11 protein-coding genes are annotated in these 13397 nt (G+C 70.3%); 3 read left to right on the top strand and 8 right to left on the bottom strand.

The features are described 5' to 3' along the window. Positions 1–77: 77 nt before the first annotated feature. Complete coding sequence (locus tag G3I56_RS19845) at positions 78–1565, top strand: family 43 glycosylhydrolase (protein WP_164410708.1); 1488 nt, start codon at positions 78–80, stop codon at positions 1563–1565. A gap of 66 nt (positions 1566–1631) precedes the next feature. Here the strand turns inward: G3I56_RS19845 and G3I56_RS19840 are convergent, their stop codons facing one another. From G3I56_RS19840 to G3I56_RS19825, 4 genes are all read right to left on the bottom strand, one after another. Continuing rightward, positions 1632–2693: an iron-siderophore ABC transporter substrate-binding protein gene (locus tag G3I56_RS19840; protein ID WP_164410706.1), complete on the bottom strand. Its 1062-nt coding sequence runs from the start codon at positions 2691–2693 to the stop codon at positions 1632–1634. After that, positions 2693–4522, bottom strand: a complete 1830-nt coding sequence (locus G3I56_RS19835) for an ABC transporter ATP-binding protein (RefSeq protein WP_164410704.1) — start codon at positions 4520–4522, stop codon at positions 2693–2695. Before G3I56_RS19835 ends, G3I56_RS19840 begins: the two co-directional genes overlap by 1 nt. Then, positions 4519–6216 (bottom strand): ABC transporter ATP-binding protein, encoded by a 1698-nt coding sequence (locus G3I56_RS19830; RefSeq protein WP_164410702.1) that lies wholly within the window; start codon positions 6214–6216, stop codon positions 4519–4521. The genes G3I56_RS19835 and G3I56_RS19830 overlap by 4 nt, the downstream gene beginning before the upstream one ends. A gap of 98 nt (positions 6217–6314) precedes the next feature. Then, entirely contained in the window at positions 6315–7667 is a 1353-nt protein-coding gene (locus G3I56_RS19825) for a lysine N(6)-hydroxylase/L-ornithine N(5)-oxygenase family protein (RefSeq protein ID WP_164410700.1), read from the bottom strand. An 85-nt stretch (positions 7668–7752) separates the two neighbouring features. Between G3I56_RS19825 and G3I56_RS19820 the strand changes: the two genes are divergently transcribed. Continuing rightward, positions 7753–8700, top strand: coding sequence for a methionyl-tRNA formyltransferase (locus G3I56_RS19820; protein WP_164410699.1), 948 nt, complete (start codon positions 7753–7755; stop codon positions 8698–8700). A 72-nt stretch (positions 8701–8772) separates the two neighbouring features. After that, on the top strand, positions 8773–9318 hold the full coding sequence (locus tag G3I56_RS19815) for a GNAT family N-acetyltransferase (RefSeq protein WP_164410698.1): 546 nt from the start codon (positions 8773–8775) through the stop codon (positions 9316–9318). Positions 9319–9473: 155 nt separating this feature from the next. On the opposite strand, the gene G3I56_RS19810 is transcribed toward G3I56_RS19815, so the two are convergent. The 4 genes from G3I56_RS19810 to G3I56_RS19795 form a co-directional block, all read right to left on the bottom strand. Further along, a complete protein-coding gene (locus tag G3I56_RS19810; RefSeq protein ID WP_164410697.1) occupies positions 9474–10211 on the bottom strand; it encodes a hypothetical protein in 738 nt (245 codons plus the stop codon). After that, positions 10211–11062, bottom strand: coding sequence for an ABC transporter ATP-binding protein (locus G3I56_RS19805; RefSeq protein ID WP_164410978.1), 852 nt, complete (start codon positions 11060–11062; stop codon positions 10211–10213). The genes G3I56_RS19810 and G3I56_RS19805 overlap by 1 nt, the downstream gene beginning before the upstream one ends. Before the next feature lie 97 nt (positions 11063–11159). Next, entirely contained in the window at positions 11160–12260 is a 1101-nt protein-coding gene (locus tag G3I56_RS19800; protein ID WP_164410696.1) for an iron chelate uptake ABC transporter family permease subunit, read from the bottom strand. 2 nt (positions 12261–12262) lie between these two features. Further along, positions 12263–13288: an iron chelate uptake ABC transporter family permease subunit gene (locus tag G3I56_RS19795; RefSeq protein WP_164410695.1), complete on the bottom strand. Its 1026-nt coding sequence runs from the start codon at positions 13286–13288 to the stop codon at positions 12263–12265. Between the last annotated feature and the right edge of the window lie 109 nt (positions 13289–13397).

The following is a 13397-nucleotide window of genomic DNA, read 5'->3' as shown; positions in this document are numbered from 1 at the left end:
CGCGTACCTATCTTCTGGTCGAAGTTACGTACACAGTCCGGGATTTCGAACAATATGCCCATGAGAAGGGACCTGTTGTGTTCCGTACCCGTCACTGGTTGACCCTCCTGGCAGCGCTGCTGGCGCTGCTCGTACCTGTCGTCGGCATCCAGCCCGCCGCCGCGGCCGAGGGGCGCCCGTACACGAACCCGGTCAAGTCCCAGAAGGGCGCCGACCCCTGGCTGGAGTACTACAACGGCAACTACTACCTGGTCACCACGTCCTTCACCGGCGTCCTGACCATGCGCAAGTCGCCGACCCTGGCCGGGCTGTCGACGGCTCCCAGCGTGCAGGTCTGGAGCGACACCACCTCGACCCGCAACAACAACTTCTGGGCGCCCGAGCTGCACTTCTTCGACGGCCACTGGTACCTGTACTACTCCGGCGCGCCGAGCGGGGCCGCCTGCTGCGATCAGCAGCGGACGTACGTCGTGGAGAGCGCCGGCACCGACCCGATGGGCCCGTACACCTTCAAGAACCAGCTCACCGGGTCCAACCTCGACCCGGGCGGCTGGCTCATCGACGCCACCGTGCTGACGTACAACAACAAGCTCTACCTGGTCGGCAGCGGCGCCATCGGCGGCAGCAGGCAGAGCCTGGTCATCGCGCCCATGACCAACCCGTACACGGTCAGCGGCTCAACCTTCAGCCTCATCTCGCAGCCGACACTGGCCTGGGAGACCTCAGGGGCGCCCGTCAACGAGGGCCCCGAGCCGCTCTACCACGACGGCCGGACCTTCCTCACCTTCTCCGCGAGCTACTGCCAGACCGCCGACTACAAGCTCGGCCAGCTCGAACTCACCGGCACGGACCCGCTGCTCGCGTCCTCCTGGACGAAGAAGCAGACGCCCGTCTTCCAGCGCAACGACGCCGCCGGGGTCTACGGCCCCGGCCACAACGGGTTCTTCACCTCACCGGACGGCACCGAGAACTGGATCGTCTACCACGCCAACGACTCGGCCTCCGGCGGCTGCGGCAACGGCCGGACGACCCGCGCCCAGAAGTTCACCTGGAACGCGGACGGCACACCGAACTTCGGCACTCCGGTCGCGCTCGGCACCACGCTGCCCGGCCCGTCCGGCGAGAGTGCCGCGACCCCGACCGCGTACACGCTGGTGAACCGCAACAGCGGCAAGTGCCTTGATGTGGAGGGCGGGAACACCGCCGACGGCACCAACATCCTCCAGTGGACCTGCAACGGCGGCACCAACCAGAAGTGGCGCATCGAGGACCAGGCCAACGACACCAGCCGACTGGTCAACGTCGCCACCGGCAAGGTGATGGACACCGCGGGCTGCGCCACGGCCGACGGCACCGATCTGCGCCAGTGGTCCTGGCTGAACAACAACTGCCAGAAGTTCAGGCTGGTCTACACCGCCACCGGCGACTACGTCCGGATCGTGAACGAGTCCACGGGCAAGGTCGCCGACGTCGCCGACTGTTCCACCGCGAACGGCGCCGACGTACGCCAGTGGACCTGGCTGAACAACAACTGCCAGCAGTGGCAGATCAGGCCCACCACGTGAGCCGGTAGCAGCGACGGCTGTGGCCCTACCGGAACTCCGGCCGGGCCACAGCCATATGACCGGCCGTCAGCCGGTCGGCTCGGTCACCTTCGTGGCCGTCTTGCCGTCGACCGCCGCCGACAGTTGCGGGACCAGCCGCTCCAGCATGTACGGAAGGCTCAGCACCGACACGAACGACACGGAGTTGCCGTAGTCGCTGGACTCCTTGACGAAGACCTCACGGTCCTCCTTGGCGACCTTCAGGTCCGCGTACAGGGGGTCCTTGCGCAGCGTCGCCTTGTCCTTGGTGGTGTCGGCGACGATCCACACGATCGCGTCCGTGTTCAGGAGATCGGTGCGCTCCTTGCTGATGTTGGCCCCGAACTCGTCACCGATGACCTTGTCCAGGTCGGTGGGCAGCTTGAAACCGAGGTCCGTGAGGACGCGCGAGCGCGAGTCCTGGCTGCCGTAGACGAAGGTGCCCTCGTACGGGGTCGCCATCAGGGCGGTGGCACCGGCGAACTCGGGGTGCTCGGTCGCCGCCTTCTTGAAGTCGGCCTCGACCCCGGTGACCAGCTCCTTCGCCTTGGCCTCCTGGCCGAGCGCCTTGCCGATGATCTCGGTCTGGTTCTGCCACGGCACGCCGTAGTCGTTGTACTCCTTCGGCTGTGCCACCACCGGGGCGAACTTCGACAGCGTGTCGTACTGCGCCTTCGTCAGACCGCCGTAGACCGCGAGGATCAGGTCCGGCCGGAGGGCGGCGATCTTCTCGGTCTGCGGGCCCGTGCCGGTGTCCTTCAGGACGGTCGGCGCCGCCGCGCTGCCCAGCTTGTCCGCCGCCCACGGGCCGATCGCGCCCTTGTAGCCGCCCAGCCACTCGGTCGTACCGACCGGCACCTTGCCCAGCGCGAGGACGGCGTCCTGGTCGGTCAGACCGACCGTGACGATCCGCTTGGGCTCGGACTTGATGCTGGTGCTGCCGTACTTGTGCGAAAGGGTCACCGGGAAGGCGGAGTTGGCGGACGCGTCGGCGGCGGAGCCCGCCGTGTCGGAGTCGTCGTCGGAGCCGCAGGCGGCGGCGGTGCCGAAGAGGAGCAGTACGGAGGTGAGCGCCGCGGCGAGCCGAGTGCCTCTGGGAGAGCCGAACATCAGTGGTCCTTCACGGTGGTGGTTGTGTCGGTGCTGGGACGCGTGGGGGGCTTCTCGGCCGGCGAACGGGTGCCGGACCAGGCCTGCCACAGGGAGGCGTAGGTGCCGGCCGCCGCGCACAGCTCGTCATGGGTGCCGCTCTCCACGATCCGGCCGCCGTCCATGACGACGATCCGGTCCGCGTCGGCGGCCTGAGTGAGACGGTGGGCGACCACGAGCGCGGTGCGGTTGTCGATCGCCCGGTCGGCGGCCTTCTCCAGCAGCCGCGCGCCGGTGCTGCCGGCCTCGGCAGTCGCCTCGTCCAGTACGGCGACCGGCGGATCCGCCAGCACCAGCCGGGCCAGGGCGAGTTGCTGCACCTGGGCGGCGGTGAGCCGGTGGCCGCCCTCGCCGACGACGGTGGCCAGGCCCTCGGGCAGGGCCAGCACCCAGTCCAGCGCGCCGACTTCGGCCAGGGCCGTACGCAGGGCCTCGTCCGTGGCGTCGGCGCGCGCGAGACGCAGGTCGTCGGCGAGCGGTCCCGCGAAGACGTGCGTCTCCTGGGTGACCAGGGCAACCTGCAGACTGTCGGCGGATGTCGAGACGCCGGTCAGTCGAATCGTGCCGGAGGTCGGCTCGTGGACACCCGCGATGAGCTTGGCGAGCGTGGTCTTGCCCGCGCCGCTCGGCCCGACCAGCGCGACCCGCTCCCCGGCGGCCAGCGTGAGATGGATGTCCCGAAGGGCGGGACGCCCGGGCAGGTACTCGTGGTGGACGCCGGTCACGGTGACCGTGCCGGGCTCGCGCCGCTGCGCCGTGGGTGCCGGGGGAGTGGCCTCGGGCTCCGGGACGTCGGCGACGCCGACCAGCCGGGCCAGGGCCGCCGTCGCCGACTGGGCGTCGTCGAGCAGCGCGAGGGCCTGGTTGACCGGGCCGAAGAGGCTGTGGAAGTAGAGCGCGGCGGCCGTGGCCGTACCGATGGACACGGAGTCGGCGCGCACCAGCAGGAACCCGGTGACCAGGACCGCGGCGAGGCCGGTGTACTCGGCGATGTGCAGCCGGTTGTAGAAGTCGAGCACCAGCCGCACGCCCCGCATCGTCAGCGTGACCGCGGCGGACGAGCGCCGGGTGACGGACTCGGTGTGCGGCTCCTCCAGCCGGAACGCCCGTACGGTCCCGGCGCCCGCGATGGTGTCCAGCAACTGCTGCTGCTGGGCCCCCATGGCGATGCGCTGCTCGGCGTACAGCGGCACGGCGTTGCGCACGTACCAACGGGCGGTTCCCGCCTGGATGGGCACCGCGAGCAGCGCGGCCAGCAGGAAACGCCAGTCCAGGACGGCCATCGCGGCGAAGGTCAGCACGATGGCGAGCAGGGAACGGGCCAGCTCGGGCAGCGCGTTGCGGACCGCCTCGCCGACCACCGAAACGTCCCTGGTGACACGGGCGTTGAGGTCGCCGGACCCGGCCTTCTCCACCTGCTCCAGGGGCAGCCGCAGCGCCCGCTCGACGAACCGCTCGCGCAACTGGGCCAGCACGGTCTCCCCGAGCCGGGAGACCAGGGACAGCCCGAGCGCGGTGGCGGCGCCCTGCGCGACGGCGACCAGGACCAGGAGGACGGCGGGGAGGGTGAGGTCGTCCGGCGGGCGGTGCTCGGCGACAAGGTCCACCATCCGGCCCAGCAGCGGCTGGACGAGCAGCCCGACAGCGGTCGCCGCGACCATCACGGCGAAGGCGCCGAGGGCCAGCCGACGGCGCGGGCGGACCAGTTCGCGGACCGCGGCCCGGGTGCGACGGGGTGTCGCGGTGGGCAGCAACTCCCTTGATTTGTCGGCGAATTCATGGCTGCTCATGCCAGTACCGCCGCTCGGTAGGTCTCGTGACGGTCGATCAGGTCCGCGTGCGGGGCGGTGTCGGTGACCCGCCCGTTCTCCAGCAGTACGACCCGGTCGGTGACCGACAGCAGCGCTGGACTGGTGGTCACCAGCACCGTCGTACGGCCCTTGCGGATCTCCCGGACTCCGTCTGCGATGCCCACCTCGGTCACCGTGTCGACGGCGGTGGTCGGATCGTGGACCACCAGGACCGGCCGCTCGGCCGCCAACGCCCTTGCCAGTGCGACGCGTTGACGCTGCCCGCCGGAGAGTGAGCGGCCCCGCTCACTGACCGCCGTATCCTCGCCGTCCGGAAGCGACTGCGCGACCTGGGCCACACCGGCCGCGGTCATTGCCCGGCCGGGGTCGGCGTGGTCGGGCGAGGCTGCCGTGACGTTGCCGCGGACGGTGCCCTCGAAGAGGTCGGCGTCGTGCTCGGCGACCAGCAGCGCGGTGCGCAGCTCGGCCGGGTCCAGGTCCCGCAGGGGGACACCGTCGAGCTCGACGGTGCCCGCATCGGGGTCGGCCTGCCGGGCCAGGCAGCGCATCAGGTCGATGGCGTGCGCGGGGTCGGTCGCGACCACGCCGAGCAGCTCGCCCGGCGCGATGTCGAGGTCGAGGTTCTTGAGCCCGCCGAGGCTGACGCCGGTGAGACGCACCGCGCCGCGCACCGGCTGGGCCAGGGTGGCCGTGCCCGGGGTGACGTTGTGCGGGGCGGCCAGCACCTCCGCGATCCGGGTGGCCGAGGCCCGGCCCTGGGCGAGCTCGGCGTTGACCCACGCGAGGGTCTCCAGCGGGCCGACGAGGAAGACGGCGAGCCCGACGGCCGACACCAACTGGCCCAGGCTGATGTCCCCCTGGGCGGCGAGCCGGCCGCCGACCAGGGCGACGGCGGCGATCAGGCAGCCGGTGAGGGCGAGCACCATGCCGCTCTGGAAGGCCTGCGCACGGGCGGCCTTCAGGGTGGCCTGGAGGGAGTCGCGGCTGGTGGTGCGGTAGCGGGCCAGTGCGGTGGACTCGCCGCCGATGCCCTTGAGGATGCGCAGGCCGGCCACCAGGTCGGCGGCGACGGCCGAGGCGTGCGCGGCCCGCTCCTGCTCGGCCTCGCTGCGCGACTCCAGCGGCTTGCTCAGCAGATGCCCCAGCCACAGCAGAACAGGAGTGCCGAGCAGCACGACGAGCCCCAGCGTGACGGACATGCGCAGCAGCACCACCGCGCCGACGAGGATGCCGACGAGGGACGAGATCCCGCCCATGGCCGCCATGCTGACCGCGCCGACGCGTTTGGCGTCCTCCGTGGCGATGTTGGCGAGGGCGCCCGGCAGGCGGCCCTCCTCGGTGCCGCCCCCGGGGGCCAGGACCCGGCGTACGAGGGTGATGCGGAGGGTGTGTTCGGCCTGGGCGGCGGCCCGGTCGGCGGACCAGGCGCCGAAGCGCCAGCTGAGCGCGAGACCGACGTAGACGACGGCGAGGGCGGCGAGCCAGCTCAGCAGGGCGCCGGTGTCGGAGCCCGCGACGGCGTGGTCGATGACCAGACCGATCACGACCGGCACCATCACCTCGCCGAGTTGGTGGCCGGAGCCGAGGAGCGCGCCGAGGGCGACGTCACGCCGCTGCCCTCTGACCGCCTGCCGCAGGACGTCCCGCCCCGACAGCTGTGAAGGACTACTCACCCTTACCCCTCCGGGATCGGACGACAGTTCGGGCCAGTAGGGCCTGCCCGAGGGCGTGTGCGTGCACCCGGACAGGCTAAAACTTAGGTGAGGCTACCTTAAGTTCCAGACGGTTGCCCAGCTCCGGTGACTGCCTCGCTCGTGCGACGCAGGAGCAGGGAGTCGAGGATCTCTCCCGAGCGCACGGCGGTCGTCGACAGGAGCGTCGAGGTGAGCCCGTGCGTGTGCTCGGTCGCGCCTTGCAGATAGATGCCGGCGGTGACCTCGGGCGTGACCTCGACCCGGTGGTCGCGGCCCACCCGTACGGCGTCGTTGTCGTCCCGGAGGCACAGCTTGGCGGCTCTGCCCAGCATGGTGTCGAGGTCGCGGGGGCGGTAGCCGGTGGCGTGCACGAGCACGTCGCAGGAGAGCACCTCCCGTTCTCCGGTGGGCAGATACTCGACGGTGACGTCCAGCCGGTCGTCCAGCTGCTCGACGTCACGGATGCGGGAGACGTTGCGCATCCGCAGCCGCTCGGTGCCCTGGACCTTCTCGCGGTACATGGTGGCGTACAGCGTCTCGATCAGGTCCATGTCGACCACCGAGTAGTTGGTGCTGCGGTGGTAGTCGTGCAGGGACTGCTTCACCTCCGGTCGGGACCGGAAGTAGACGTCCACCGCCTCCGGGTCGAAGATCCGGTTGGCGAACGGGCTGTCGTCGGCGGGCGTGTAGCCGTACTTGGCGAAGACCGCGCACACCTCGGTGCCGGGGAAGGAGCGGTGCAGGTAGTCGACCGCCTCGGCGCCGCTCTGACCCGCGCCGAGCACCAGAATGCGGCCCACCGAGGCGCCCGAGCCGGTCAACTCGCGGGTGCGGGGGACCAGTTCGCTGTTGTGCCAGATGCGGTCCGACAGGGCGGTGCCCGGCGGGACGTGCGGTTCGAGACCGACGGCGACCGAGATGTTGCGGGCCCGGCGGACCACCGTACGGTCCGGATCGCCCGGCACGCGGCTGACGACGTCGAACCAGCGGACCTCGCCGTCCTCGGTCAGCGCGGGCTCCACGGAGACGACCTCGGCGTCGTACGTCACCTGGTCGGCGATCCGGGCAGCCGCCCACTCGAAGTACTCGTGGAACTCGATCCGCAGCGGGAAGAGCGTCTTCGCGTTGAGGAAGTCCACCAGCCGGCCGCGGTCCCGCAGGAAGCACAGGAAGCTGAAATCGCTGGTCGGGTTGCGCATGGTGACCAGGTCCTTGAGAAAGGACACCTGCATGGTCGCGTCGTCGATGAGCATGCCGCGGTGCCAGCCGAACCGTGGCTGGCGCTCCAGAAACTCGGCGTGGATCCGCTCCTCGGGCGCGGCTTGTGCGTTGTGTTCCGCGATGGCTATCGCCAGCGCCAGATTTGACGGGCCGAATCCGATTCCGAGCACGTCATGGATGGCGTCCGGCTCGTCGTGCAGTGCGTTCACCGCAACTTCCCTTCCCCTAGGCGCCACTGATATTAAATAAGGTTAGCCTTACCTTGCAATGGTGTGTCCTACGGAAGGATCGAATATGCGGGTCGTCATGTTCGGCTATCAGACCTGGGGGCACCGCACGCTCCAGGCCCTGCTGGACTCCGAGCACGAGGTGGTCCTGGCGGTCACCCACCCCAAGAGCGACCACGTGTACGAGAAGATCTGGGACGACTCGGTGGCCGACCTCGCCGAGAAGCACGGCATCCCGGTGCTGCTGCGCAACCGCCCCGATGATCCCGAACTCCTCGCCAAACTAGGGGAGTTGGCGCCAGATCTGATCGTCGCCAACAACTGGCGGACAGTCCTGCCCCCCGAGATCTTCGACCTCCCGGCGCACGGCACGCTCAACATCCACGACTCGCTGCTCCCGGCGTACGCGGGCTTCTCCCCGCTGATCTGGGCGCTCATCAACGGCGAACGGGAGGTCGGTGTCACCGCCCACCGTATGAACGCAGAGCTCGACGCCGGTGACGTGCTGTTGCAACGGGCGGTCCCGGTGGGCGCGCGCGACACGGTGACAGACCTCTTCAATCGCACTGTGGACTTGATCACACCGGTCGTCCACGAGTCTCTCGGGCTCATCGCCTCAGGCCGTGCGGAGTGGATTCCCCAGGACCGCAGCCGGGCGAGCTTCTTCCACAAGCGTTCCCTGGAGGACAGCCGCATCGACTGGACCTGGCCCGCGGAGTCCCTGGAACGCCTGATCCGCGCTCAGTCGGACCCGTATCCCAACGCGTTCACCCATCACAAGGGGCAGCGGATACGCATCGTCGACGCCGAGGTGTCCGAGGGCTGCTACGGCGGCACCCCCGGCCGGATCTTCATCCGCGAGGGCGACGGAATCGTCGTGGTCGCGGGCACGGAGGCCCGGAACGGGCGCCTGCGAGGGCTGCTGGTGAAGCGGGTACGGACGGAGGACGGCTCGGAGCTCGCGGCGACGGACTACTTCCGCACGATGGGTGGGTATCTGACGGCGCGTCCCTGACCGAGGAGGCCGGGTTCGCGGGTGGGCCGATTTCCGGTCGACGCGGGTACGCGATCACGTCAGGATGGCGCCATGCCAGACCTGCGAACCGAACGCCTCGTCCTGCGCTCCTGGCGCCCGTCCGACCTTGTCCCCTGGGCGGCCATGAACGCGGACCCGGAGGTCCGCGAGCACCTCGGGGACATCCTCACCCGTGAACAGAGCGAAGCCTCCGCCGCCCACTTCCAGACCGGCCTCGACGAACGGGGCTGGGGATGGTGGGCGGTGGAGGTCACGGGCACCGGTGAGTTCATCGGGTTCGCCGGGTTGGACCCCGTCGAGGACGACATGGCGTTCGACGGGGTCGAGGCGGGGTGGCGGCTGGCCCGGTCCGCCTGGGGGCACGGATACGCGACCGAGGCTGCCCGGGCGGTGGTTGCCCACGCCTTCGACGAGAAGGGCCTCGGCCTCGAAGAGGTCCTGGCGATCACGACTGCCACCAACCTCCGTTCGCAGGCGGTGATGCGCCGCCTCGGTATGACCCACGACCCGGCCAAGGACTTCGACGACCTGACCGTGCCGGAAGGACCACTGCGCCGGCACGTGGTGTGGAGGCTTCGGGCCGGCGCCTGGGGGTGACCCGGACCCGCAGGGTTCTGTGCGGCGGCGTCCTGCGCTGTCGGCGCCGAAGTCGGTGAGTCGTCCGCGCGTCCGTCGTGGCTGGTCGCGCCCACGCGGCGGAGCCGCAGATCGATACAGCCCCGCGCCCCTTAGGGCCGCTGCCGCGCCCTCGCTCAGACGTGCCGCATCCAGACGTTGGGCTCCTGGTACACACCCTCGTCGGCGGCGAGGTCGACGCGGAGCAGGCCCAGGCCGTCCGGGACGACGTACTCGCCCGACGCGGGAAGGTCGAGGCCGGTCCACTTCTCCCATTGGGTGACCGTGCCGGTCATCGTCTGGGAGGCCGGGGCGGCAGCCAGGATCTCGGCGCCCAGACGCTCATGTGTGCGGATCCAGGGGTCGAGGGCAGTCCCGTCGGGGCGGCGCCAGCGCATGAAGGTCTCTATCGGTGTCAGGGGATAGCGCGCCTTGGTGGTCGGGCGGACCGGTGCGATGACTCTGGTCAGCCCGGCGTCCAGGGCGGTCCGGCGCAGTGCCGTCAGAGTCTCGCCAGCGAGTCCGCGCCCCTTGAGCGAGGGTGTGACCACCGCGCCGCAGATCACCAGTGTGTCCGGTGCCACGCCCTGTTCCCGCCCTTCCACCGCCCGTGCCAGGGAGTCCGTGTACCCGGTCGGGAGAGCCTCGACCGACCCGTCCCAGTGGACCGGCACACCCCAGCCCGCCGCCACCGGCACCTCACCCTCGTCCACCAGCGTGAGGTCCCAGGCGGGGAACCACTCCCGGACCCGGCCTATGTACTCCGACACCAGCCGGTCGGCCGTGATGAACTCCGGGAAACTCTCGCTGAAGAGCTCTTTCAGCTGCTCAACCGGCCACGTACGCGCGTCGGTTCGCTCGGTCCTCAAGGTCATCAGGACGTTCTAGCACGCAGATCCTGATGGTGGCGGCCCATCGGGATCACCATGGGGGTGTCGCTGACCGGGTCGAGGGTGATGCGGCACGTCAGGTCGAAGACGTCCTCCACCGTCTCCTCCGTGATGACCTTCGCCGGCGGCCCCTCCGCCACGATCCGGCCGGACTTCATGGCGACGACGTGATCGGCGTACCGGCAGGCCTGGTTGAGGTCGTGGAGGACCATCACGACGGTACGGTTCTCACGGCGGTTGAGGTCCGTGATCAGGTCCAGTACGTCGATCTGGTGGGCCAGGTCGAGATACGTCGTCGGCTCGTCCAGGAGGAGTACGGGGGTGCCCTGGGCGACCGCCATCGCGATCCACGCCCGCTGCCGCTGGCCGCCGGACAGCTCGTCCACCGGGCGGTCGGCCAGGTCGGTCATGTCGGTCGCGGCGAGCGCCTCGTGCACGGCCTGTTCGTCGGCCTTGGACCACTGTCGCCACCACGTCTGGTGCGGCGAGCGGCCCCGGTTCACGAGGTCGATCACCGTCAACCCCTCGGGCGCGACCGGGCTTTGGGGCAGGATGCCCAGACGCTGGGCCAACTCCCGGGTGGGGATGGACTGGAGGGCTCGGCCGTCCAGGTGGACGGCACCCTCGCGGGGCGCGAGCAGCCGGGCCAGCGCGCGCAACAGCGTCGACTTTCCACAGGCGTTGGCGCCGACGATGGCCGTGATCCGGCCGGGCGGTATCGCCAGGTCGAGGCCGTCCACGACCACCCGGTTGTCGTACGACAGCCGTAGCCCCGTCGCCCTCAGGTCCGGGTCGGCGGCCGGTTCCGTGGTGCTGGGCAGGGGATCGACCGGCATGGCGTCCTCGGTGGTCGTGGTCGTGGCGGTGACCGTAGTCGTGGCTTTGGCCGTCGACAGGGCGTCGGTCGGCATCGTGGGGTCCGTCGACATGCGATCAGCCTCCTGAACCCGCGCGGTTGGCGCGGACGAGCAGCCAGAGCAGGATCGGCGCGCCGAGCACGCCGGTGACGATTCCGACCGGCAGTTCCGTGCCGGAGATGAGCGTACGGGCGATCAGGTCGCTGCCCAGGACCATCAGCGCCCCGGTCAGTCCTGAGGCGAGCGTGGGCGGCCAGGCGGTGCGCGCGAGGCGCAGGGCGATCTGCGGGGCGGCCAGCGCCACGAAGGCGACGGGTCCGGCGGCTGCGGTCGCGAAGGCGATCAGCCCGACGCCGACGAGCAGGACGGCGAGGCGTACCGGCTGTACGCGGGTGCCGAGGCCGGTCGCCACATCGTCGCCCAACTGGAGCGTGCGCAGCAGCCGACCGAGCAGCAGTGCCGTCGGCAGCAGGACGGCCAGGGCGATCGCGAGCGGCCCGACATCCGACCACGTACGGCCGTTGAGGTTGCCGACCAGCCAGCCCAGCGCGGCCTGTGCCTGGAACCGACCGCCCCTCGCGACCAGGTAGTCGGTGGCGCTCGTACAGATCCAGGCGACGCCGATGCCGACCAGGATGATGCGGTAGCCGGTGGTGCCACGCCGCCAGGCCAGCGCGTACACGACGAGGGCCGTGGTCAGCGCGCCGAGCAGACCGAGTCCCTGGGTGCCGAGACCGCCGTCCCAGCCCAGGACGATGCCCGCGACGACGAACGTGCCCGCGCCCTGCGTGAGCCCGATCATGTCGGGGCTGGCCAGCGGATTGCGGGTCATGGTCTGGAACAGCCCGCCGGACATGCCGAACGCGATGCCGGCCAGCAGCCCCACCAGCGAGCGCGGCAGCCGCAGTTCCTGGACGACGAGCACGGTGCCGGGGTCGCCGGAGCCGGCCAGGGCGCGTACGACGTCGGTGAACGCGATCGGGTAGTCGCCGATCGTCAGGCTCCAGCAGACGAGGAGGAACGTGCCTACGGCGAGCAGCGCGGTCACCGTGACCAGGCGGGGGCGGAAGATCCCGGAGACCGGGGGGACGGCCAGCCGGTAGGTCCGCTGAACGCGGAGGGAAGGGGCAGCGGGTGCCGACGTGGCGGCGTCGACGGCGGACCTGGGGTTCGTCATCCTCACACCTCCGCCAGTTTCCGGCGCCGCACCAGGGCGATGAAGAACGGTCCGCCGATGAAGGCGACGATCACACCGGCCTGGACCTCGATGGGCCGGGCCACCATGCGCCCGATGATGTCCGCGGCGAGCAGCAGACTCGGCGCGAGTACGGCGGACAGCGGCAGCAGCCAGCGCTGGTCGGGGCCGATCCCCGCCATCTGGGCGAGCACGCGGGCGACATGGGGCACCACGAGCCCGATGAAGACCACCGGGCCGATGACCGCGACGGCGGCCCCGGTGAGAAGGGTGACCGCGGTGACGCCCTGGAGCCGTACCAGGCCCAGCCGCCGGCCGAGGGAGGCGGCCACGTCGTCGCCCAGGGCCATGCTGTTGAGGGCGGGAGCAGTGGCGAAGGCCAACAGCGCGCCCACCGCGAGGAAGGGCAGGATCCGCAGGACGGTCTCGCCGTCCTGGTCGGCCATCGAACCTGCCGACCAGAAGCGGTAGCGGTTGAGCGCGTCGGGGTCGGTGAGCACGATCGCGCTGGTGAAGGAGGAGAGTAGGGAGGTCACGGCGATGCCCGCGAGCGCCAGTTTGACCGGTGTGAGCCCGGAGCGCCCGAGGCCGCCCAGCAGGTACACGAGGACACTGGCCGCCATCGCACCCGCGAACGCGAACCACACGTATCCGTAGAACGTACCGATTCCGAACACTCCGACAGCCAGCACGATCGCGAACGAGGCACCGGCACTCACCCCGAGGATCCCGGGGTCCGCGAGCGGGTTGCGTGTCAGCGCCTGCATGAGCGCGCCCGACAGACCGAGCGCCGCCCCGGCGGTCAGACCGAGCGCCGTACGAGGTACCCGCGCCGTCCAGATGACGTTGTCCACGAACCGGCTGGGCGCGTCACCGAACAGTGCCCGCACCACCTGATCGGGCGGAATGCTGGCCGCGCCGAGGGCGAGTGACAGAAGACACAGTCCGAGCAGGACGGCGCCGAGAACTGCCACGAGAAGAACGGGGCGAACCCTTCTCCCCGGCGTCACCGTGCGGTCTCCACCGGATAACTCCCTTAGGTTAGGCAGGCCTTAATAGTAGTGGTGAGAGGCGGGTCCGCCGAGAGTGGGGTCTTTTGGTTAGGTAATGCTTACCTTA

The organism is Streptomyces sp. SID12488 (assembly GCF_010548275.1).
Taxonomy (GTDB): Bacteria; Actinomycetota; Actinomycetes; order Streptomycetales; family Streptomycetaceae; genus Streptomyces.
The sequence above is the reverse complement of the archived record's forward strand: the minus strand, read 5'-3'. Positions and strand labels throughout refer to the sequence as shown.

What these genes read in the sequence shown, in the direction of transcription:
- G3I56_RS19800 (WP_164410696.1), bottom strand. Translation starts at nt 12,260, where the DNA reads ATGACGAACCCCAGGTCCGCCGTCGACGCCGCCACGTCGGCACCCGCT.
- G3I56_RS19810 (WP_164410697.1), bottom strand. Translation starts at nt 10,211, where the DNA reads ATGACCTTGAGGACCGAGCGAACCGACGCGCGTACGTGGCCGGTTGAG.
- G3I56_RS19840 (WP_164410706.1), bottom strand. Translation starts at nt 2,693, where the DNA reads ATGTTCGGCTCTCCCAGAGGCACTCGGCTCGCCGCGGCGCTCACCTCC.
- G3I56_RS19835 (WP_164410704.1), bottom strand. Translation starts at nt 4,522, where the DNA reads ATGAGCAGCCATGAATTCGCCGACAAATCAAGGGAGTTGCTGCCCACC.
- G3I56_RS19805 (WP_164410978.1), bottom strand. Translation starts at nt 11,062, where the DNA reads ATGCCGGTCGATCCCCTGCCCAGCACCACGGAACCGGCCGCCGACCCG.
- G3I56_RS19820 (WP_164410699.1), top strand. Translation starts at nt 7,753, where the DNA reads ATGCGGGTCGTCATGTTCGGCTATCAGACCTGGGGGCACCGCACGCTC.
- G3I56_RS19815 (WP_164410698.1), top strand. Translation starts at nt 8,773, where the DNA reads ATGCCAGACCTGCGAACCGAACGCCTCGTCCTGCGCTCCTGGCGCCCG.